We start from the raw sequence: 22417 nt of genomic DNA, 5'->3' as shown, positions 1-22417 counted from the left end.
TCCTATCCGCGTCAGGCGATCGCACCAGTTCTCTTGGGAGAGACTGGCCGACACACGCAGCGGGACTTCGAGCAAGTCTTGCGGGTGACAGGGCAATCTGTGTGCCATATTCGTGACGTGACCGTAGCCGTCTACGTGAAAGTATTCGACGGCATTGTGCTTGCTACCGACTCCGCGACGACATTAACGCGCAAGGGCATTTTGGGGATCGGCAAGACCGATCAGGTGTACAACAACGCCGACAAAATCTTCCACTTGCACCGCGACGTGCCGATGGCAGCTATGACATGGGGCCTGGGAGTCGTTGGGCCAGCCAGCATTTCGTCGCTATCAAAGAGCTTTCGGCTCGGCTTAATGGGCCGAGATCCCCTCTACTCCGAGGGCCCGATCGACATCACCAGCTACAACATCGAAGACATAGCTCAGCGGGCTTCCCGGATGTTTGCACAAGCCGCGCGAGGTTCCGGATTAAGCAAATGGCCCAACGAACTTGGATACCTGGTCGCGGGCATGTCCTCAGACAGCGCCCAAGCCGAAGCATGGCTGCTCCGCTTCGCTGGGAAGGAGCTCGAGCCAGAGCCAGAACAGGTTTTAACCGAGAATCAGTACGGCTTCCGGGCCTATGCCCAACCCGAGGCCGTCAATCGCCTTTTCAACGGTTATGACGACCGGCTCGCAGACATGTTTATCACCGCCGGCATCCAGGGCGGAGCAACCCCGGACGCGGCGAAAGCCCAGGTAGAGACGACGCTAGGCGCATTCCACCTCGATCCCGTCCAGGAAGGTATGCCGCTGCCCGACGCAATCGCCCTGGCTCGTTTCATGGTTGAGACCACAGAGGGGTATGCAAGATACCGGATGGGCCCGGATACTGTAGGAGGACCGGTAGAAGTTGCTTCGATCAGCCCGCACGAAGGCTTTAAGTGGATAAGTCGAAAACACTACTACTCGCCGGCTTTGAACCCAGGAGAGCAGCCATGACCGACCTTCCCTTCATCACGAACGCGCAGAGTTCGGCATCAGGTAAGAAGGCGAATTCGATTTTTAGGTCCGGCGGCCAGACCAAAGAGTTCCACCAACGCCCTCGGATCGCGGCCACAAAACCGCAGCCCCGCGGCTCGGCGCAAAAACCGCCCACCGGCGGAAAAGGATCGAAGTAAACCTTCGGCCCCACATCTGCGGCCGAACCCGGATCGCTGTTTCACCGCGGCTGGGCGAAAGCGCCTGTGTGGGCACACTATGCAATTCGCACCAAGGCGTCTGCCTAGTCCTCGATTTCCCTGCAGTATGCGAAGCTCTGGACGACGGCATCGCAATCAAGGTTGGCCGCCAACGCATCTGGGGGCGAATTCAGTACATAGATAAGCCGATTCAGCTCGATGTCACCGGCGGCTTCGCTGACCGCGCTACTCTAGACCAGGCGTTGCACGAGTTTGTCGAACGCCGCTACAAGATGTCGGGCTTACACATGACCAAGAACACCGACTGGGAGTATGAGACTGAGCTCCGTCTAGCTGTTCTGGATTACGCTCTTGACGACACCGAGCTTGATACCCCGGTCAACCTTCCACTCAGGGATTGTTTGAAGGCGGTGATCTTCGGGGATGCCTACGCGCCGTCGCCGCTGTCAACAGCCCGCGGAATCCGCTCAGCGCTGAGCGCACATCCGCCTGAGTTCTTCCAGTGTTACTGGACCGGCGGAATGCCGTGGCTGGAGGACATCTCATTCTGAGACATCTGCGGGACATGGATTGGCCAACTATTCGCCGGTCGCCAATGATGAGATGCGTCCGCATTCTGGAGAGCTGGGCTCTTCGTCGTGCCCACAGAGTTGCTTCTGACGTGGACTTTTGCAGCGAAGATTAACAAGCTCCCGCGACACGCCGAAGTTTTGTCAAAGTAGCCAGGCGTGTCTTGTCAATCTTCGCTGCATCTCGGTGTCGAGATGCAACGAAGATTAGCGAGTAGCGCCTTCTAGATTATCTAGGCTGGGGTGGCCGCAGCGACCCGCGTCTAGCAGCCGTTTTGAGCTTGCAGCACATGAGCGCGAGCCAGGGTTGGGGATGTTTGAGCGGTCGTATCGCCTCTTTAGGCGTCGGCCTCTGTACGGCACGATCCTGACCCGCAACGGGTTTCGCCGCCAGTTCGATATATGTCCTCACTCGGACCACCTTGTGCGGGCGGGCTTGTTTGTGGTGGTGGTTCAGAGTTTGTTGGCGAGGACGTCGAGGTTGCTGATTTCGGGCGCCGCGGCGAAGAGTTCGTCGGCGCGTTCGCCGAGGGCCTTGCCGACGGGCCCATTGAGATGTGTTTCGCGGGCGGCCTGGTCTGGGAAAGCGTCGATGATGCCGAACGTCGAGGGGCCGAACCGTACCGCGAACCATGGTTTCGTGCCGGGCTCCTGCTCGACCAGTGGCAGCGCCGATCGCAGGAATTCCTCGACTGCGTCTTCCTTGCCGGGTTTGGCTTCGAGTCGGACCAGCAGCGCCTTGGTGGCCATGTCGGGTCTCCTGTTCGATGTGGTGGACAGGGTGCAGCATCATACACCCGGGGCCACGGAACGAGTGGTGCTCGAGCGCAATCCCGAGGAAGCCCTTATCCCGCCTTCCAATCCAGGCGTGGAAGGAGGAGAGTGCAAGGAGGACGTAGCGCGACGCATCGAAGGCAATGCTTGCTCGTCAGCGGAAGCGAAACATGTTGATTCGCCTCTAGTTTGGTACGCCTCATGTGCGCGGCGCCGGGGACGTCTGCCGCCCAGCCGAACGCTTCGTTCGGTCGGCCGCCCACTAGGTAACCTCCTGTGGCCGCCGGGCCGGGTCATCAACCGGGAACGCCGCAAAGCAGGGAGTGTCGAGATGAAAGCGCTTGTGTACGACGGGCCTCGTGAGGTGCACGTGAAAGATGTGCCCGATGCGAGGATTGAGCAGCCGACCGATGTGCTGGTACGTATCACCAGTACCAACATTTGCGGATCGGATCTACACATGTATGAGGGCCGCACCGATCTGGAGCAGGGGATGGTGCTCGGTCACGAGAACCTGGGGATCGTCGCCGAGGTGGGTGCTGCGGTGGTGAAGGTCTCCGTCGGGGATCGGGTGTGCCTGCCGTTCAACATTGGGTGTGGTTTTTGCCGCAACTGCGAGGAAGGCTTGACCGCGTTTTGCCTGACGGTGCACCCGGATCCGCAGATGGCCGGCGCCGCATTCGGTTTCGCCGGGATGGGGCCGTTCTGGGGCGGGCAGGCGGAGTATCTGCGGGTGCCGTTCGGCGACTTTAACTGTCTGCGGCTGCCCGAGGACGCCCAGGACAAGGAAACCGACTACGTGATGCTGTCCGACATTTTCCCCACCGGATGGCACTGCACCCGCCTGGCTGACATGCAGCCCGGCGATTCGGTAGTGGTCTACGGGGCCGGGCCGGTCGGTTTGATGGCCGCGTACTCGGCGATGCTCCAGGGCGCGAGCAAGGTGATGATCGTCGACCGCCACCCCGACCGGCTGCGGCTGGCCGAGCAGATCGGCGTCATACCGATTGACGACTCCACCGGCGACCCGGTCGAACAGGTCCTCGATCAGACCAACGGGCGAGGCGCCGACAAAGGTTGTGAGTGTGTGGGGTATCAGGCGCACGACCCGCAGGGGCATGAGGATGCGGCGATGACGCTGAACCGGCTCGTCGACTCGGTGCGCTTCACCGGCCACATCGGCGTGGTGGGCATCTTTTTGCCCCAAGACCAAAACGGGCCCAATGAACTGGAGCGCCAAGGCAAGATCGCCTTCGACATGGGCAAATTTTGGTTCAAGGGCCAAAAGATGGGCACCGGGCAAGCCAACGTCAAACACTACAACCGGCAGCTGCGCGACCTGATCCACCAGGGCCGGGCCAAACCGTCCTGGATCGTCTCCCACGAGCTGCCGCTGGCAGAGGCCGAGTCCGGCTATCAACACTTCGATGCCCGCGAAGACGGATGGACCAAAGTCGTACTCCATCCGTGAGCCGGCCCCAACCGAGAGGAGCGCAACGATGGCAACAACACTGCAGGGCAAGCGGATCGCGATATTAGCCGCCGACGGCGTCGAACGAGTCGAACTCGACCGACCCCGCGAGGCGGTGCACCAAGCCGGTGGGCACACCGAGTTGCTGTCGCCGAAGACCGGCGAAATCCAGGCACGCAACAACGACCTCGAAGCGGCCGGCACGTTCACGGTGGATCGGGCCGTGTCCGATGCTGCGGTCGACGACTACGACGCCTTGCTGCTGCCGGGTGGAACAGTGAACCCGGACAAGCTGCGAATTGATGAGGCGGCGGTGTCGTTCGTGCGCGACTTCGTCGGTTCGGGAAAGCCGGTCGGGGTGATTTGCCACGGTCCCTGGACCCTGGTGGAGGCCGGTGTAGCCAAAGGCAGGACGCTCACCTCGTTCCCGAGTCTGCGGACTGACCTGCGCAACGCTGGTGCCGAGGTCGTGGACGAAGAGGTCGCAATCGACGGGAACCTGATCTCGAGCCGCTCGCCCGACGACCTCCCCGCGTTCTGTCGGGCCATCGTCGAGCAGTTCGCCAAGACCGGGGCGGGTGCGCCATGACAGTGAACCAGACCTCGGTGTCCCTCGACGATGCGCAGCGGGTGATCGCCGCCGGACAGGCCAAAGCGGCTGAGATCGAGTCGCCGTCCAACATTGCGGTGGTCGATGCCGGCGGCAACCTGGTGGCCCACGTGCGGATGGACGGCGCCTGGATCGGCAGCATCGACATCTCGATCAACAAGGCGTTCACTGCGCGTGCCTTGGAAATCTCGACCGAGGATCTCGCGGCAAATGCGGGTCCGGGCAACCAGTTCTACGGAATCCACGTCTCCAATGGTGGTCGGATCATGATCTTCGCCGGCGGTGTGCCACTGCGGCACAACGGCCAGGTCGTCGGGGCGGTCGGTGTCAGCGGCGGCACGGGCGAACAAGACACGACTGTCGCCGAGGCGGCCGCGAAGGCGATGTGAGGTATGCCGCCTTGGTTGCAGCACCGGCAAGATCGCCCGCCGTGAGTTGCATGCCCTGCTGGACGGTCAGCTATGAGCGTTGAATGTGAAACCGTTGCGAAGAAGCCAACCGAAACTCGCAGCAGTTTCCCGCTCGGCGCATAGGGCCAATAGGACTGAGCCAGCGCGCCGCGATGTCCGCCAGCTTCTCAAAAGCCATGCACCACACCAGATTACGACGAATTCATCGACGACCGCCTCGGTGACCTCACGCGGGTCGTCGGCACTGGCACCGCCGGTCAGCGCCGAAAATTCGACCTAGTCGACATGCTGTCGGGCAGTCGCGCTGTTGCATGGTTCCGAGGGGCGGCATGCTGATATATGCTTACCGTTGTCACTACCGTTGATGTTGCGGCATCGCAAATTCGCATGTCTTTCCTGGAGTGACATGTTGCGACGGTCGGCGTGAGGACGGAAGCGGATGACGAGGATGCACAGCTCGCCTGCCTGTCATTGCCCTGACGCGGTGAAAGCCGGGGAGCCACGCGGCAGGAATACCTGCGCCACGGGTGCGTCGGTGATGATGCCACTACCCGATCGTGTCGTGACGCCGGCATGACGCGCCTCCTCACAGACGGCGAATTGACCGAATGGGATCCCGGCCTCGTCAAGCGCGTCGTCGGAATGGTCAGGCCAGTGGCGAAGAGGTGGTTTCGGTCTGAGACTCGGGGGCTCGATCGGCTGCCTGGCGGAGCCGCGCTGGTGGTGGGCAATCACTCGGGCGGGCTGATGACGATGGACGTGCCAATCCTCGCCGTCGACTTCTACGAAGAGTTCGGCTACGAGCGACGCCTCTACACATTGAGTCACGACATGCTTTTTCAGGGCAGCGTCGGCAATATGTTGATCAACATCGGCTTTATTCCGGCACATCGGGACAACGCTGTGGCCGCGCTGCGCACCGGTGGTGTAGTGATTGCCTTCCCCGGGGGGGACTACGACGTCTACCGGCCGTTCACGTCCGCAAACAAGATCGACTTCAACGGCCGCAAAGGCTATGTCCGCACAGCGGTGGACGCGGGGGTTCCCATTGTGCCCGCCGTCACGATCGGCGGGCAGGAAAGTCAGCTGTTTCTCCTCCGTGGCCATCGGTTGGCTAAAGCACTGCGATTGGACAAGCTGGTGCGTACCGATGTCGTACCGGTGTCGTTCGGCTTCCCGTTCGGCTTCAGCGTAGGCCTGCCGCCGAACTTTCCGATGCCGACAAAGATCATCACTGAAGTGCTCGACCCGATCGACGTCGTTGACGAGTTCGGCAGCGACCCGGACGTCGCCGCGGTGGACGCTCTCATCCGCACCCGCATGCAGGAGGCGCTCGACCGGCTGGCGGCACAGCGGCGTTTTCCAATAATTGGATGAGCTGGGCGATGGCTAAACAAGCGGACAGACTTGATCCATCGCTGTGTCAACGGTGCTAATCTCACCGGGAAGACCTGCGCTGCAACGGATGTCACGAAAGGCGCGCAGCATCGCGTTGGTGACTTCATGTGGATCGCGCAGGGTCGCGTCGTCGGCGAGCACAGAGATGTTGAACTGGTCGACGTAACTCCACGCGGTGATGTTCAGCCCGCTGCCCGCGACCAGCGGCCCGACCGAGTAGATCTCGCGGAGCGAAAATGCCCCGAGGCCGCTTCGTTCCCGTGGACCGGGAACGTTGGAGATGGGCAAATTGAATAAGCTGACCGTCGGCTTGCGTTTGGACAACCATCTGAACACCGACGGTGCGATCGCCGTCGGCAGGAACATCGACCAGTTCGCCATGAGATCCGGACCGACAAGTAGGTAATTCTCCTTCGCGACGCCAGTCGCAATGTCTACCAATCGGGTGCGCTCCAGCGGGTCGGCGACTTGCACCGGGAGAGAGACCAGCAGTCCGCCTAACTCGTTACCGCTGATCCGGTTCATCGACATGTCGAGACACGTGGGCACCGAGGCGATCAATGGCAGTTCGGCATGCCCGTCGTAGCGAATCAACAGCTCCCGCAGAGCGCCGGCGCAGATGGCTAGGAGCAGGTCGTTGATCGTGATACCAAGAATCTTGCTGACGTGTTTCACATCGGTGAGGGCCAGGGTCGCTGTCGCAAAAGTGCGCCGCGGCGACACGACATGGTTGATGAAGGTCTGCGGCGCCCGCAGCCCGCTGGCGAGCCCAGGGTGCTCGCCGCGACTCTTCGACCGGGATCGTTGACGTGCGAGACCGGCTGCGGTGTGACCGATCAAGCGTGGCAGCCTGCCGATCTGATGCAGGTGATCGCGTCCTGCGGCCCCAAGCATGGCGGCCTTGCTGGGGAGGCTTTCGGCGGTTACCGGCTCACGTCGCGCTGCCGCTGCATGCGCCGAATGATTCATCGCACGGGCCATCATGTTCCCGGAAGCCACACCATCGGCCAGCGTGTGATGAACCTTTCCGACGACGGCGCTGCAGCCACCAGCGAGGCCTTCGACGAAGTAGAACTCCCACAGCGGGCGACTGCGATCCAGCGGGGAGCCGGCGATCAGTCCGACAAGCTCGTCGAGTTCTCGCCGACCTCCCGGGTCGGCAACCTCTACTTTGCGCAGATGGTAGTCGAGGTCGACGTCGCAGCCCTGCAGCCACATGGGATGGTGTAGTCGAAGGGGTGTCTGTACAAGTCGGTATCGCAATGGTTCCATCAGATCGAGCCGCTGCCGCACGATCTCCTTGAACGTCTCGAAGGAGAACGGGTTGTCAGAGCTCGTCGATTCGACGACGGCGACCTTCAAGGTGTGGGTGTATACGTTGGGGGTCTCGCTGTACAGCAGCATGGCGTCCGAACCGCTGAGCCGCTTCATCGGAGCGGCTTTCCCGTTCGGACAACAAGCTCACCGTTCGGTCTTTCGCCATCCGGCGGACTGAGCATGGCTCGTCGAAGACACGTCCACTCAACGGCCACGTCAGTCATCACAGGGCCTGGCCGATGCATACGCATCGCGCGCCCCCTCAGCGCTGCGGAACACCCAGAAGCCTCTTCATATTGTGAGAGGCTATATCCCGGTCGAGCAGGGCAGGCGCTTAAGATCGCAGCCGCGTGGGCGCATCAGTCACTTCCAGATCGGGCAGCCGCGCATAGAGTTCCTCCAACATCACCCGCATCTCCAGTTTGGCCAGTTGAGCACCGAGGCAATAGTGGGTGCCGCCGCCGCCGAATGCCAGGTGCTCCCCGGCGTCGGTGCGCCGAATGTCGAATTTCTGTGGCTGTTCGAATGCTGATTCGTCCCTATTGGCCGACAGATAGTGCATGACCACCCAGTCGCCCACATCGAGTTGTTGACCGCCAAGCTGCGTCGGGACCGTCACTGTGCGGCGAAAGTGCAAAACAGGTGTGGCCCAACGCAACATCTCGTCGATGGCACCCGGGATCAGCGACGGATCCGCGGCCAGTGCTGCGCGCTGGTCGGGATGCTCGGATAGCGCCAGAATGGCATGGCTGAGGGTGTTGCGGGTGGTTTCGTTGCCGGCGACGGACAGCAGCAGAAAGAATTCGTTCAGCTGGTCTTCGTTGAGTCCGACTCCGTCGACCTCGGCGGTCAGCAGGGCGGACAGGATGTCGTCGGTCAGTCCCTCGTCGCGGCGCCGCGCCACCAGATCGTGGCAGTAGCTGAACATCTCGTGCACGGCGGTCCCTATCGCACCCTGGTCTGGCGCGTAGTCCTCATCTTCGATGCCCAGGCTCCCGATGGCGTTGCTCCAGCGGAAGATTTGGTGACGGTCAGCTTGGGGCACCCCCATGACTTCAGCGATCACGCTCAGCGAGATCGCGGAGGAGACGTCCGGGACGGCGTCGAATTCACCCTTCTGCACTACCACGTCGACGATGGCCCGAGCGGTCTGCCGGATGCTGTTTTCCAGGCGAAGCACGTTGCGCGGGGTGAACCCTCGGTTGATCAGCTTGCGGAAGTGAGTGTGGCGGGGCGGGTCGATGCCCGGCAGCATTGCTGAGGTCTCCACCATCTCCACCGCGACCAGGGTGTTGCCGAAACGGGACGAAAACGTCTTGTCGTCACGGCTGACCGCGCGGACGTCGTCGTAGCCGGTACACAGCCACACCGTCGGCTCGATGCCAGGGAGGTCCACCGGGTGCACTGGCGCTGTCGCGCGAAGCCGTGCCATCGCCTCATATGGCGCGCCGTGCGCTGCGAAGAAGTCCGGGTCGAACACGACCGCGGCATCTACGTCGGTCTGACTGCCGTCGGATCGTGCGGTGAGGTCGTTTAACAACCGGTGCTGCTGGACGGCCATATCAGAAGCTCTCTTCCTGCTGGTGGTGGGTAACTGCGACCATGTCGGCTTTTGGCGGTGGTTCGGCAGGATGCGGTAGCGAGCGCCAGTAGATCGCCACCACCAGCGCCACCGGAATTCCGATGATCAGCGTCGCACCAGCGAGTGCGTCGGGAGCTACCGCGACGGCCGCGTCGTGTGTGCGCGCCGCGTAGAACGCGGCGCCAGCCATAAACAACACTTGGATGACGTAGGTCAGCAGCGTAGGCAGGCGAGGGTGGCGACTCAACCGCCGTACCGCAGTGGCCGGTTCACGGCGCATCATCACGGTGAGGACGGCGACGAGAGACCCCGCAGTGCAGAAGAACCCGACCTGTGAGCCGAGCGGCAGGCCAAACCAGAAGCCCGGGCCGTTGTACTGGAACAATTCGCCGAGAAAAAAATAGCGCCCGAGCCGGCTGACGGGGTCAATGATCCAGATCGCCCAGGTCGCGAGCACCGTGGCAAGCACGAATTCCAGGACTGGCTGGCGCCCTCGGGTGGTGTAAGGGCCGGAGACGATGAGCCGCGCGGTGCAGAAAGCGAAGTAGGCCAAGACTCCATAGCTGAGCGGCACCATCAGCGGAACCTCGCCGATCCACAACTCACGGCTGCGCAGCTCCGGGTTGAAGGTGTAGCGGGTGTAGGGAAAGCCGACCAGGACCGAGGAGTTCTCGGCGAGCGCACCGACGGCGATCGCTATCGTCGCGTAGATGGCAGTGCGTAGGACACCGATGTGACGCACCGCCAACACTAGGAACACAAAGCCGGATACCGAGACGTACCATCGCCCAACAAAAGTGCCCACGACGTGCCCGACCATGCTCACAACCACCGATTCACCGATGCATCCGGCTCGGAGACCCCCGATAGTCCGAGGACGGGTTTAGCGTTCGAGGTTCGCTGTAGAACAGCGAAGAAAAGGCTCGGATCACGCAAGCATGGGCGATCGTATCTTCGACGCCGCGCGACGATCGGTGCTCCAAGTCGTGACGCGGAAGTCGTCGCCATCCAATTCGCTTCGAACGTAGGCGTAATCGATGCGACACAATCACCCCTGAACGGCGAGCCGTCTGTGTCTAACACTTTCCCAGTAGAACTCGTACATTGAGTCGGGAATCGTACGCGGCCGAACGTTTGCTTCCATGGCAGCGCTGTCCTCCCGCCAGTCTCCCAGGTCGTGCCGTGGTCAACGGAATCCACCCGTAAAAAAATAAAGAAGCTGGGCTCTGGCGTCGCCGTTGTTGCTGGCAACCGTATGCTTTACCGTAACGTTGTGTCAATCGGTCGCACGGGACGGGTCGCAGCGATCCGCGAATGGCCCGCGGGCCAAACGAGCGATCCCGCAGCCATCTTGGTTCGTTCTCGACGACGGTTGGCAGCCACAGCGGGTTCAATTTGCTGGAAGAAGCCGCGGATCTAATGACTATGAACTTCAATCCGTATTCCCGTTCCCACCTCGGCAACCCCCATCCGGTATACGCGCAGTTGCGCGAAGAACGGCCGGTGCACCTGAACGAACGCCCGAGGTTCTGGACGATCAGCCGGTTCGCACACATACAGCAAGCCCTGCGCGATTGGTCGGCGTTCTCGTCGGGTGCCGGCATCACCCTCGACGGCTTTACCGGAATCAAACCGATGATCATCCTCATGGATCCGCCCCGCCAGGCCACACTGCGCAAGGTTATGTTGAGCGCGTTCGCATCGAAGCGAATCGCGTTGCTGGAGAACTCGATTCGTCAAACCACACGCTACCTCCTGGACGTCGCGGACGCCGAAAGCGAGATTGACCTGGTCGCCGAGTTCACCGCCCCACTGCCGATCATGGTGATCGCCGACATGCTTGGCATCGACCCGGCTGACCGGGACCTGTTCAAGTCGTGGTCTAACGGGATCATGGCCACCGCGGCAGGAGATTACGCCTCGCTGCAAGACAACTATCAACAAATTTTTGCTTACTTCGGCGACGTCATCGAAGCCCGCCGCAAAGCGCCGCGTGATGACTTGATAACCGCTTTGGTCCACGCCTCGGTGGACGGCGCGATGCTCACCGACGATGAGATCCTCGGCTTTTGTGCGCTATTGCTCATCGCGGGCAACGAGACCACCACGAATTTGCTGGGCAATGCGGCGCTGCTACTCGGGAAGCATCACACCGCGAGGGCACAGATCGTGTCGGACCGCTCACTGCTACCGGGCGCGTTGGAAGAAGTTCTGCGATTCGAAGGTCCAGTGCCCACCTTGACACGGACAACGACACGGGACGTCGAGATACACGGTCAGGTCATCCCCGCGGGCCAGAAGGTGCTGTTGCTGTTGGCTGCGGCCAATCGTGATCCTCGGGTTTTCGGCGAGCCAGAACACTTCGACATTCATCGTCGTGGGCTCAATCACATTGAGTTCGGCAGTGGGATTCACTACTGCATGGGAGCCAGCCTGGCGCGCTTAGAAGCCAAGGTCGCGTTCGAAGAGCTACTTGGCCGCTTTCCGCAATATGCCGTCGCGACAACCGGTCTCGCGTACTTCAACACGCCGTCGATTCGCGGTCCGGTCAAGCTGCCCGTTGTCCTGAACGGCTGACAGGGGATCTCGACGACATCGACTTGTTTGACAAGCCGCCCCGCCGGATGTGATAGTGCGCACCATCGAAAATGGTGTTTTCGAAAACAGCGTTTGAGAGGCGGACCAATCCTTGGTTGACGATCAGGTGCCGACGGCGTGGAAGAATCCGCTGGCCTGGTTGCCCCACACGATTTCCGAGACCGCGTTGTCTGGGGGTAGTCCGGCCATTGGACTCGCGGATGCGTGGGCGCATCTGCAGGAGGGCCTAGCTTCGGCCGAGCAACTGGTGGTGTCGGCAACTGTCAACAAGAACCGGATCGATTACGCATCGGGCATGCGCCACCTGATGGTGTTGCTCGCGGTCGGAATCGACGTGGCGTTACGGGTAGACCCTGATCCGGTTTTAGCGATCACTCGCGCCAAGATGGACGACATCGTCACGTGGGGTTTGGAGTGCCCCGACTGCGTGTACATGAACGCCAACCTGCGGGCGGGCGAGACCTATCGGCTTTTCGGAGACCGAGGTACCGCAAGATACGTCGGCCTGCAGACGATGGACGGCATGACCGCTATCACCAACTGTCTCGTCGACGAGCTCGACGTGGACGCCGACGGAAACTTTGAGGCGATCCTCTCGTCCGAGAAGCATGAAGGAAACTGGCTCAGCCTCGCCGGTGATCATCCCACCCTGACGGTTCGAAACTTCTTGTATGACTGGGACTCTGAGACCATTGCCGCACTGCAGATCGAGCGCATCGGCGATCCAGTCGAGCGGAAGGATCGCTCAGTCGATCTGGACGTCTCAGTCTCGCGTCAGCTCTACGCGCTGGGGGAATTTGTCTACGACAACCTGAAGTTTTTCCTCGACTTCGGTGCGATGCCCGAAGCGAACGCGTTCCTGGCTCCGATGGACATGAGCTCGATGGGTGCGGCGGCCGAAAATCGGCCAGTGATAGGGCGATTCGAACTGGACCCTGACCAGGCGCTGATCCTGGAGGTCGAGCCGCCGCAGGGCGTTTACTGGAGTATGTCGCTGGGCAACCCGTGGCTGGAGACAATCCACTATGGACGCCACCAATCCAGCCTCAACGGGCATCAGGCGGTTGTCGATCCCGACGGGGTCGCCCGCTTCGTGCTCGCTTCGCGGGACCCTGGCGTGGCGAACTGGCTGGACACTGCCGGCTACAGCAATGGAGCGATGCTTTTGCGTTGTGTCCGCACCGAAACCGCCCCCGTGCCTAGTACGCGCGTTGTGGCATTCAACGAGGTTTTGTCGGCGCTGCCCGCCGACACCAAGATGACCGACCCCGACGAGCGCGCCGGAGTCATTGAAGCGCGTCGCCGCGCCGTACACGAAAGGTTTTACCGATGAGCTTGTCTGCCGATGAACTCGAAGAAGGGGCACGCGCCGCAACCGGTCTCGACGATTTCGGTTCGTCCTACTATCGCGAAGGTCTGGAGCGGACGACCGACGCGTTGAACAATGAGGCCGATCTCAACGATCTCGGCGGGGTGATGCAGCACGCGACCATCAGCAATGCGCTGATCCAGCGGCTGAAGATCATCGACACCTACAAGCAGCATCCCGAGATCGCCGACGAGGTGATTGAGGGCCCGGTGGTCATCCTTGGATTACCACGAACGGGCACAACGGCGTTGGGACAGTTGGTGGCCAACGATCCGCAGTTCCGGTCGCTGCGGACGTGGGAATCGCAGGCGCCCACACCCCCTCCAGAAGCCGCGACACAGTACAGCGATCCGCGGATCGCGCAGGCGGCTGAGGGCATCGCGATGATTGACAGCATGTTCCCGGACTTCAAGGCGATGATGAGCACGGGGCCCGAGGCCGCGACGGAGTGCCAGGACCTGATGGGGATGAGCTTCCGCACCTATCACTTCGACGGTGTGGTCCGCGTCCCGAGTTACGTCGAGTGGTTGATGGACACCGACATGCGCGAGACCTACCAATTTCACGAGCAGGTTCTCAAGTTGCTGCAGTGGCATTGCAAACCGAATCTGTGGCACCTGCGCACACCGGTGCATATGTTCGCGCTCGAAGCGTTCGTCGAGACGTACCCGAACGCGAAGTTCCTATGGAGCCATCGGGATCCGGCCAAGGTGCTGGGATCGGTGTGCAGTCTCATCTCCTACATCCGCAGCTGGAGCAGCGACCGCAAGGATCCACACGAATTGGGCGCCGAGCAGCTGGCCTGGTGGGTCAAGGGCATCGGCCGCGCGATGGACTTCCGGAAAAAATTCGGTGACGACCGCTTCGCAGACGTGTCGTTCGCGGATCTGCAGAACGATTCGGTCAAGACGGTGGCCGACAGCTACCAGAAGCTGGGCCTGACATTCACCGATGAAGCGCGCGCCAAGGTGCAGGAATGGGCCGACGGGCACAAGCCCGGCCAGCGCGGCACCCACACCTACGAATTGGCGGACTACGGGTTGACCGAGGCACAGGTGCACGATGCCTTCGGTGAGTACCTCGCCACCTACGACGCATCTGCGTGACAGCGCGTTCGGCGTAGAACACGCGACATGGAAACCGCTAATCTTCGCGGACGACGAAAGCTAGAGCCCGATCCCCGGGTCCGTACCGCGATCCTGGCCGCCGCCACCGAAATCGTGCGCAACGACGGCGTCAGTGCCCTCAGCATCGCCCAAGTGCTCAGCCGGTCGCAGCTGGGTACCAGGGCGTTCTACCGGCACTTCGATTCCAAGGACGAGCTCGTGTCGGCGTTGTTCCTCGAGATGGCGGGCGCCGAGGTGCAACGGCTCGAGGCGCTCATGGCGGCCGCCCCGGATGCCGTCCGCGCCGTGGCCGCCTGGATCGACGGTCGTCTGGACCTGGCGTTCAACGTCGAGATCCGGTCGGACCTGCGCCAGCTGTCGCGGGAGGCGCAATCGCAGATGTTCGCTGCCCCGGAACTGGTCGGACCCGCATACCGCGAGATCCTGCGCCCGCTCGTCGAGCTGCTCAGACGCGGAAGGGACGCGCGACTGTTCAGCGACATCGACCCCGAGATCGAGGCGCTGTCGATCCAGGGCGTCGTGTGGTCCAACATCGAACGCCAATGGGCCACTGCGGGTTGCGATTTCAATGAGATCCGGGATCACGTACAGCGTTTCTGCCTCCGGGGGCTCGGCGTCGCCGCGAAGACCATCCAAGCCGTCGTGAGCACCCCGCGGCCAATGCAAATCCGCTGAAGTACAACGCATCTCAACAGGTGTACATATAAGGAGATAGGAAAAAATGGACCTAGGTTTGGCTGGTTCAGCCGCCGTCGTGACCGGCGGCAGCAAGGGTATGGGTCTGGCGATCGCGGAGACGCTGGCCACCGAAGGGTCGAAGGTGGCGGTGATGGCCCGCGGTCGAGATGCCCTCGATGCCGCCACGGAAGCACTCCTGGCCGCCGGGGCGCCCGATGCCGTAGGCATCAGCGTGGACATGGCCGACGGCGACTCCATCGCGGCAGGATTCGAACAGGTCCGGGAACGCTGGGGCTCCCTCAACAGCCTTGTCCATACCATCGGCCCCGGCGACGGCTACTTCGAGGAGATGGATGACGCCGAGTGGGACGCCGCGTTCGGGCTGGGCACGATGTCCGGCGTGCGTTCGATCCGCGCCGCATTGCCCATGCTGCGGGCCGCGGAATGGGCCCGTGTCGTCACCTTGTCAGCGCACTCGATCCAGCGACAGAATCCACGGATCGTTGCCTACACCGCGTCGAAAGCTGCGTTGAGCAGCGTGACCAAGAACCTCTCGAAAAGCCTTGCCACGGACGGCATTCTAGTAAATTGCGTGTGTCCAGGCACCATCGTCACCGCCAGCTTCACCGAGAACCTGAAGGATATTCTGGCCGCAGACGGGCTGGACGCGACAAACCCCGTCGATGTGATGACGTGGATTGACAACAACTTTCACCAACCGTGCGATCTGGGTCGGGCTGGGCTGCCCGAAGAAATCGCGTCCGTTACGACCTACCTGGCCTCGCGGCGAAACGGGTATGTCACCGGTGCGACGGTCAACGTAGACGGCGGCTCAGACTTCGTCTGAGCTCTTGGTCGACTCGACCTGGCCGCCCGCCGGCGCCAGCAGGCACGAGACGTCACCGTCGGTGATCGAAATGTGTTCGCGCGGTGTCGTCGACGAGCATCAGCAGGATCTGCGCCAAGGGCTCGACGGGCCGGCTCGTATGTTCCTATGCCGGGCAGGTTCCTATATGCTTACCGTTGTCACTACCGTTGGCGTTGCAGCCGTCGGTATGAGGAGGGAAAAGGATGAACGTTCCGCGTGTCCATGATCCAGAGTTCTGGCGACGCGGACCCGATCGCGACCTGGCCGAACTGCGGCGGTCCTGTCCCGTCGCCGTGCATCCAGAGGGTGGGTTCTGGGCGGTGACCGGACACGAACAGATCGTGCAGATGAGCAAGGATCCCGCCACGTACAGCTCGGCTAAAGGCGTTTTGATCGGCGACCTCAAGCGGACTGTGACCAGCGCCGAATCCATCCTTTATGTGGACCCACCTCGCCATGTCGTGATGCGCCGCATCGTCAATCGGGCATTTACTGGTCGCAAGGTGGCTCAGCTGGCACCGGTCGTCGAGCAGATCGTCACCGACGTGCTTGGCGCGATCGATCCCGCGGTGCCGGTCGACGCCGTGGATGCCATCAGCGCACCTGTGCCGATCCTGGTGATTGCGCAGATGCTGGGCGTGCCGGCCGAGGATCTGCCGACGTTTCGCGCTTGGTCGGACGCGATCGCACTGGCCGCAACCGATCCAACGGACCCGCGGGCGATGGTCGCCATCGACTTCTTCACGTACTTCAATGCCAAACTCGATGCGCGGGCAACCGAACCAGATCCGCCCGAGGACCTGCTCACCGCGATCACCGCGGACGCCGAACTGACACGGGCTGAGCAGCTCGGCTTCTGCATGAGCCTGTTGGTCGCCGGTAACGAGACGACTCGCCACCTGATCAGCGGCGGATTGGTCGCGCTGGCCAACCATCCCGAGCAACGCGCAAGGCTGGTTGAGGACGAGTCGCTGATTCCCACAGCGGTCGAAGAGATGTTGCGGTGGATTACGCCGATCGTCGCGATGGCGCGCACCACGACGTGCCCGGTGACGTTGGCCGGTGCCGACGTGGGCGCGGACGAGTATCTGGTGATGCTGTATGCCGCGGCTAATCGAGATGAAGCGGTGTTCGGTTCGGACGCAAGTGAGTTCGATGTCACGCGTTCACCGAACCCGCACCTTGCGTTCGGGATCGGCGAACACTTCTGCCTCGGGGCCCAGTTGGCCCGACTCGAGGCGAAAGTCGTCTTTACTGAAGTTCTCCGGCGCTGGCCGCACTACGAAATTGTCGACGATGTGCAGATGGGTGCGTCCACCCTGTTGAGGGAGACGATGAAGCTCCCCATTCTTCTGAGCCCGAGTCACCATGTGCGGGAGCGAAAGTGAGGATCAAGGTGCTCTGGTAGGGGCTGTGGAGTGTTGCGTCAAGACATCTCCATCGTGCGGATCCGACGCGGCGCTTCGGCGAACCGGAATGGTTGATACAACTCACAGTTGGGATGCAATATTGTTGTCGGACAAGAAAATACTCATCACCGGTGCGACCGGACAGATCGGTCGACCGATCGCCGAACGGCTGGTCGGTGACAACGAGGTCTGGTGCGCTGCGCGCTTCAGTGACCCCGCGTTGAAGCGGGAATTGGAGGACTCCGGGATCAAGACCTGCACATGGTCGCTCGATTCGGGTGACTTCTCGCAAATGCCCGACGATTTCACCCACGTCCTGCACGCCGCTTTCCTGATCGCAGAACCGGTGCACGACGTCGCGGTGCGGGTGAACACCCAAAGCACCGGACAATTGATGCAGCACTGTCGGAAAGCAGAATCCTTCGTCTTCGTGTCGGCCTCGGCCGTCTATGAACCGCAAGAGCCCGGCCACCTCTATGCCGAGACCGATCCGCTGGGTGGCCTGGCCTCGTATATGCCGAGCTATCCGGTCGCGAAAATCGCGTGTGAGGGTGTCGTGCACGCTGCGGCCCACATGCTGGATCTACCCAGCACCATCGCTCGGATGAACATCGGGTACGGGATGGCCAGCCACGGCGGTGTGCCGGTGATGTATTGCCAGCAGATGCTCGCGGACCAACCCATCGGCGTGCCGTTCGGATTCGACAACTGGGGTTCCCCAATTCACGAAGACGACATTGCCGAGCAGGCGAGCGGCCCGCTCTTCGACATCGCTTCGTTACCCGTCACCATCATCAACTGGGCCGGCAATGACGCGGTGTCGCACCGCGAACTCTGTGACTACATCGGCGAACTGACCTGTGCGACACCACAATACCTAGAATCCGAACTCACCTTCGACTCGTTTGCCTCGGATAACATACACCGCGAGAAGCTGATCGGCGCCTGCAAGGTCCATTGGCGCGACGGGGTGCACAGGACGCTTGCGCGTCATTTCCCCGACGCGATCAAAGCCGTGTAGTAGGACGATAAATCTGCGATGGCTGTGCGCTCCGGAAAGCCTCATCCCCGTCGGTCGGCCGTGCCGCGAATCCCAGCGCGGTGCCGATTCTGCACGTTCTGAACGCCCATGCCTACACATTGGGCGTTGACATCCCTAGGGATAGGTATGAGAGTCCTTGCTACTAAGTGAAAACATTATTTTCGAAAGTGGTGCCGGGATGAACCGGCAGAGTCGGAGGAAACATGGCCGATGAGCAGAATTCGATGGCTTGGTTGCCGTTCTCGATAGTGGAGGCATCGCTGTCGGGTAGTGCGGATGACAAAGAGCAGGGGTTGGAGCAGGCTTGGTCGCATTTGCTTGAACGGCTGAAGACCGCGGCGCAGGTCGTTGAGTCCGATGAAGTCACCGGCAACAAGCTCGACCTGGCGGCCGGTATGCGGCACCTGTTGGTGCTACTGGCCGCCGGGATCGACTTGGCGCTGCGCGTCGACCCCGACCCGATTCTGAGCATTCAGCCCAATGGGGTGGATGACTCGATCACATGGGGAATGGAATGCCCGGACGGTTTCTACACCGGAGCCGCGATGCGCGGCGGCGAGACCTACCGGCTGTTCGGGAATCGCGGCACCGCAAGATATGTCGGACTGCAGACGATGAACGGAATCGCCTCGACCGCCAATGCTCTGGTCGACGAACTCCAGGTGGACGACAGCGGCAACTTCGAGGTCATACTTTCCGCCGAAAAGCACAGCGGCAATTGGATGCCTTTGGACGGTGACCATCCGACGCTGATCATCCGGCACTTTTTCTACGACTGGGAAACCGAAGTGCCGTCGTCACTACAGATCGAACGGATCGGTGCCTCGGTCGAGGCAAACGACCGATCGGTCGATCTGGCTGTGGCGGTATCACGGCAGTTGGTCGCACTCGGCGACTTCGTCCACGACAACACCAAGTTCTTTCTCGCCTTCGGCGCCGCCCCACCCGTCAACGGCTTCCTGCCGGGGATCGACCGCAGTTCGATGGGTGCTGCCGCCGAAAACCGGCCGGTGATCGGCCGGTGGGCACTTGCCCCTGACGAAGCATTGATTCTCGATGTGAAACCGCCCGAAGGCGTCTACTGGAGTTACTCGCTCGGTAACCCGTGGTGGGAAACCATCCACTACGGGCGCCACCAGTCCAGCCTGAATGCCCACCAAGCGGTCGTCGATTCCGACGGATTGGTGCGCGTAGTGGTGTCGGGGCGCGACCCCGGTGTCGCGAATTGGCTTGACACAGCGGGTCATAGCAACGGTGCGATGATCCTGCGCTGCGTGAGGACGGAGAGTGCCCCGACACCGAATGCCACGGTCGTGAAATTCGACGACATCGCATCGGCTCTGCCCGTCGACACCACAATCGTCACCCCCACAGAGCGAAAGGCCGTCCTGGCGGCGCGAAAGCGCGCAGTGCACAAAAGATTTGCCCGGTGATCATTCCAGCTGCAGACATCGAAACCATGCTCAATCGGGCCGCTACCTCAGATCGTTCCGCACCGCGTCGGCCAAGGCGTCGAGGATCTCCATCAGCTCGTGGGCCACTTCGTCGGGCAGGACGGCAAGCAATGGCCGCACCTGGCGGTCCAGAAAGGCCAATGTAATCGAGTTGTCGCGGCGCGCGATCAGTGAGCGCGCCTCATTGACGGCCGTCGACAGCGCCGCGTATTGAGCCCTGTTGGCTGCGATCTGGGTGGCCAGAACATCGATCAATTCCCAGTCGCGGTACATGGTGTCGGTCGCCTCGTAGAATGCGGCGCCGGTGACGGGCATACCGCGCATCGTGCCGTGATAGCGATAAGGGCCTTCCAGGTATTCGATCGGCAGGGCGTGCGCGGGCGCATTGATCAGTGGCTCACCGGTCAAATCGAGGTCGAGGTTCGCCGACCGTAACGCGTGCCGCACAGGGAGATACCGGGCTTTTGCCTGCGGAGGTACCAGACTGCGAACCTCGTCGGGCCAGCGCACGTAACCGGTGACCGTGACGTCCAGGTCCTCCGCGCACTCCGGTGGTGTGCCGTCGGCGTAAGAGGCCGTAATCCCGGTGAAAGGAACCAATGCGTTACCGATGCGACGGTCGAATTGGCGCCACACACTGAGGTCCACGCCGGTATCGAGGCTGATGGTGTGCCACTGGTGTGCCTGGGCGCGCATCTCGCCCTCGGTGCCCCGCCGCCGGCATAGCGGGGAAACCACTGCCGATCGATGTGGCCGGACGGTCCCTCCACGTCCTCTGTGACATCACCCCAACACAACGTTCCAGTCATCTCCAGTCCGGTCTGGAAATACGAGTAGGTGTCGTCCTGCAGGCACGCGACGATCTTGCCGTTGTGCTGCGGTCCCCCGACCGGCACGGGGGGCCTCGACGGTGTCAGATGCAGTCGCAATTCCATTGCGGCTCCTGCATTGTCGCGTCCGAACACCGCGAAGTCGTACGTGTAGGGGATGAGTTCGCCGGCACTGTCGCGGCACGCCGTCCAAGTGGACGTGCCGGCGCTGCTGTCGTAGCGCAGATCAAGATGGCCCTCGGCGCTGGTGAATTTGTGTACCGATTCGGGCTTGAGGTTCGCTGGCGGCATGTCGTAATCGGTGAAGGTGCCGTAACCGCCGCGGTCGAGATCGAACAGGGCAAACGTGTGAAAGTCGGCGACCAGTTCGTGCTCGGGACGGTTTCGGTTGAATATCGTGATGAAAGCAAACCGGCGGCCAGATTCCGGGCCGGTCAGATGACCTGCGAGATACCAGGTGTCGGATTGGTAGTCCGGATGCGTGCCTTCGGCCTCGGGAAAATCGAGTTGGACGTCGCCGGGTACCAGCTGAAATGGGTAGCGTCGCCAGTCAGCGTGTGTCGACGTGTCTGTTGCGGTCAAGGGTGTGCACCTATTCATTCGTTGACGATGACGGATCGTATTCCACGGCCAGTGCGCAGATCGTCGAAAGCTCCGTTCACCTCGTCGAGCGGAATACGCCCGGTGATCAGCTGCTCGAGCGGCAGCCTGCCCGTTCGCCACAGATTCAGCAGCAACGGAAAGTCGCGCCCGGGCACCACCGAGCCGTATTGGCATCCCACCAACGACTTTCCATGCATGTAGAGGTCATAGGCCGACAACGAGAGCGTCTCGCCGGGCGGTGCGGCGCCGACGATGCATGTCGTCCCACCGCGGCGGGTGGCCTCGACCGCCGTCTCGATAGTGGCTTGGCGACCGACTACTTCGAATATGTAGTCTGCTCCGCGCCGCCCCGTGATCGCGCGGATCGACTTGACGACGTCGCTGTCTGTCGGGTCGACGATGTGGGTGGCACCCAGCGCTACCGCGGCCTCCCGCCGTGAGGCCACCGGGTCGACGGCGATGATCTCCGCGGCGCCCCGCACCTTCGCGGCCATCAGCGAAGCCAGCCCGACCCCGCCGAGCCCGATAATCGCCACCGAACTGCCGTGTTCAACCGGTGCCGTGTTGAGTGCGGCGCCGGCTCCGGTAGCAACTCCGCAGCCGATCAGGGATGCGATCTCGAGCGGAATGTCGGCATCGATGCGGACGACGGCACGGGCCAGGCAGTTCGTCGCGGTTGCGAAGCTGGACACCCCCATTGAGGTGAACAGTGCCGTGCCAGCCGTGTCAGTAGCGTACGGCATCGAGTACGTATCGCGGATCGCGTTGCGGCACAGATGAACTTCGCCGCGCAGGCAGAACCAGCACTGACCGCACGCCGCCACCCACGCGATCACTACGTGATCTCCCGGCGCTACCTGGCGCACATCGGAGCCCACCGCCTCGACGACGCCCGCACCTTCGTGACCCAACACGCAGGGCGTTCCCGCCGGCAGTGCGCCGGTGGCCTGCGATAGGTCGGAGTGACACACACCGCTCGCAGCGATACGCACCCGAACCTGTTCTGGCGCAAGGGGTGCGAGCGTGATCTCCTCGACCTGCAGCGGCTCCCCCACGGCTCGCAGGATTGCACCGCGTTCGCTCATGACGGCCTCCGACCCGACGGCCGATTTTCCGCGGACGCGTGT

At 62.0% G+C, this 22417-nt stretch carries 20 protein-coding genes and 1 pseudogene; 15 read left to right on the top strand and 6 right to left on the bottom strand.

The window, feature by feature from the left end:
* Positions 1-117: 117 nt before the first annotated feature.
* The 3 genes from ACQY5A_RS26395 (at position 118) to ACQY5A_RS26385 (ending at position 1732) form a co-directional block, all read left to right on the top strand.
* Positions 118-981 carry a hypothetical protein gene (locus tag ACQY5A_RS26395; RefSeq protein WP_428343173.1) on the top strand — a complete coding sequence of 288 codons (864 nt, stop codon included), beginning with the start codon at positions 118-120 and terminating at the stop codon, positions 979-981.
* Positions 978-1160 carry a hypothetical protein gene (locus ACQY5A_RS26390; protein ID WP_428343172.1) on the top strand — a complete coding sequence of 61 codons (183 nt, stop codon included), beginning with the start codon at positions 978-980 and terminating at the stop codon, positions 1158-1160. The genes ACQY5A_RS26395 and ACQY5A_RS26390 overlap by 4 nt, the downstream gene beginning before the upstream one ends.
* Positions 1161-1228: 68 nt before the next feature.
* Entirely contained in the window at positions 1229-1732 is a 504-nt protein-coding gene (locus ACQY5A_RS26385) for a hypothetical protein (protein ID WP_428343171.1), read from the top strand.
* A 471-nt stretch (positions 1733-2203) separates the two neighbouring features.
* On the opposite strand, the gene ACQY5A_RS26380 is transcribed toward ACQY5A_RS26385, so the two are convergent.
* Complete coding sequence (locus ACQY5A_RS26380; protein WP_428343170.1) at positions 2204-2500, bottom strand: putative quinol monooxygenase; 297 nt, start codon at positions 2498-2500, stop codon at positions 2204-2206.
* Between the two features lie 355 nt (positions 2501-2855).
* On the opposite strand from ACQY5A_RS26380, the gene ACQY5A_RS26375 reads away from it, so the two are divergent.
* The 4 genes from ACQY5A_RS26375 to ACQY5A_RS26360 all read left to right on the top strand — a co-directional run bounded on the left by ACQY5A_RS26375 (position 2856) and on the right by ACQY5A_RS26360 (position 6392).
* A complete protein-coding gene (locus ACQY5A_RS26375) occupies positions 2856-3995 on the top strand; it encodes a glutathione-independent formaldehyde dehydrogenase (RefSeq protein ID WP_428343169.1) in 1140 nt (379 codons plus the stop codon).
* Between the two features lie 28 nt (positions 3996-4023).
* Complete coding sequence (locus ACQY5A_RS26370) at positions 4024-4584, top strand: type 1 glutamine amidotransferase domain-containing protein (protein ID WP_428343168.1); 561 nt, start codon at positions 4024-4026, stop codon at positions 4582-4584.
* Positions 4581-4994 carry a GlcG/HbpS family heme-binding protein gene (locus tag ACQY5A_RS26365; protein ID WP_428343167.1) on the top strand — a complete coding sequence of 138 codons (414 nt, stop codon included), beginning with the start codon at positions 4581-4583 and terminating at the stop codon, positions 4992-4994. Before ACQY5A_RS26370 ends, ACQY5A_RS26365 begins: the two co-directional genes overlap by 4 nt.
* A gap of 594 nt (positions 4995-5588) precedes the next feature.
* Positions 5589-6392, top strand: a complete 804-nt coding sequence (locus tag ACQY5A_RS26360; RefSeq protein ID WP_428343166.1) for a lysophospholipid acyltransferase family protein — start codon at positions 5589-5591, stop codon at positions 6390-6392.
* Between the two features lie 12 nt (positions 6393-6404).
* Here the strand turns inward: ACQY5A_RS26360 and ACQY5A_RS26355 are convergent, their stop codons facing one another.
* The 3 genes from ACQY5A_RS26355 to ACQY5A_RS26345 form a co-directional block, all read right to left on the bottom strand.
* On the bottom strand, positions 6405-7844 hold the full coding sequence (locus ACQY5A_RS26355) for a WS/DGAT/MGAT family O-acyltransferase (RefSeq protein ID WP_428343165.1): 1440 nt from the start codon (positions 7842-7844) through the stop codon (positions 6405-6407).
* 220 nt (positions 7845-8064) lie between these two features.
* Positions 8065-9291 (bottom strand): cytochrome P450, encoded by a 1227-nt coding sequence (locus ACQY5A_RS26350; protein ID WP_428343164.1) that lies wholly within the window; start codon positions 9289-9291, stop codon positions 8065-8067.
* 1 nt (position 9292) lies between these two features.
* On the bottom strand, positions 9293-10132 hold the full coding sequence (locus ACQY5A_RS26345) for a carotenoid biosynthesis protein (protein ID WP_428343163.1): 840 nt from the start codon (positions 10130-10132) through the stop codon (positions 9293-9295).
* Positions 10133-10737: 605 nt separating this feature from the next.
* Between ACQY5A_RS26345 and ACQY5A_RS26340 the strand changes: the two genes are divergently transcribed.
* The 8 genes from ACQY5A_RS26340 to ACQY5A_RS26305 all read left to right on the top strand — a co-directional run bounded on the left by ACQY5A_RS26340 (position 10738) and on the right by ACQY5A_RS26305 (position 19836).
* Positions 10738-11889: a cytochrome P450 gene (locus ACQY5A_RS26340; protein ID WP_428343162.1), complete on the top strand. Its 1152-nt coding sequence runs from the start codon at positions 10738-10740 to the stop codon at positions 11887-11889.
* A gap of 151 nt (positions 11890-12040) precedes the next feature.
* Entirely contained in the window at positions 12041-13243 is a 1203-nt protein-coding gene (locus tag ACQY5A_RS26335; RefSeq protein ID WP_428343351.1) for a DUF1214 domain-containing protein, read from the top strand.
* A complete protein-coding gene (locus ACQY5A_RS26330) occupies positions 13240-14385 on the top strand; it encodes a sulfotransferase family protein (protein WP_428343161.1) in 1146 nt (381 codons plus the stop codon). The genes ACQY5A_RS26335 and ACQY5A_RS26330 overlap by 4 nt, the downstream gene beginning before the upstream one ends.
* A gap of 27 nt (positions 14386-14412) precedes the next feature.
* On the top strand, positions 14413-15081 hold the full coding sequence (locus ACQY5A_RS26325) for a TetR/AcrR family transcriptional regulator (RefSeq protein WP_428343160.1): 669 nt from the start codon (positions 14413-14415) through the stop codon (positions 15079-15081).
* Between the two features lie 46 nt (positions 15082-15127).
* Positions 15128-15931, top strand: a complete 804-nt coding sequence (locus ACQY5A_RS26320) for an SDR family NAD(P)-dependent oxidoreductase (protein WP_428343159.1) — start codon at positions 15128-15130, stop codon at positions 15929-15931.
* Between the two features lie 224 nt (positions 15932-16155).
* Positions 16156-17340 carry a cytochrome P450 gene (locus tag ACQY5A_RS26315; RefSeq protein WP_428343158.1) on the top strand — a complete coding sequence of 395 codons (1185 nt, stop codon included), beginning with the start codon at positions 16156-16158 and terminating at the stop codon, positions 17338-17340.
* An 88-nt stretch (positions 17341-17428) separates the two neighbouring features.
* Positions 17429-18382, top strand: a complete 954-nt coding sequence (locus ACQY5A_RS26310) for an NAD-dependent epimerase/dehydratase family protein (RefSeq protein ID WP_428343157.1) — start codon at positions 17429-17431, stop codon at positions 18380-18382.
* Positions 18383-18606: 224 nt separating this feature from the next.
* On the top strand, positions 18607-19836 hold the full coding sequence (locus tag ACQY5A_RS26305) for a DUF1214 domain-containing protein (RefSeq protein ID WP_428343156.1): 1230 nt from the start codon (positions 18607-18609) through the stop codon (positions 19834-19836).
* A gap of 42 nt (positions 19837-19878) precedes the next feature.
* On the opposite strand, the pseudogene ACQY5A_RS26300 reads toward ACQY5A_RS26305, so the two are convergent.
* Positions 19879-21287: pseudogene (locus ACQY5A_RS26300) on the bottom strand (lipocalin-like domain-containing protein).
* Complete coding sequence (locus ACQY5A_RS26295) at positions 21284-22375, bottom strand: Zn-dependent alcohol dehydrogenase (protein WP_428343155.1); 1092 nt, start codon at positions 22373-22375, stop codon at positions 21284-21286. The pseudogene ACQY5A_RS26300 and the gene ACQY5A_RS26295 overlap by 4 nt, the downstream one beginning before the upstream one ends.
* Positions 22376-22417 lie beyond the last annotated feature (42 nt).

Origin of the sequence: Mycobacterium sp. (assembly GCF_965277065.1) — a bacterium.
Classification (GTDB): domain Bacteria; phylum Actinomycetota; class Actinomycetes; order Mycobacteriales; family Mycobacteriaceae; genus Mycobacterium.
The sequence above is the reverse complement of the archived record's forward strand: the minus strand, read 5'-3'. Positions and strand labels throughout refer to the sequence as shown.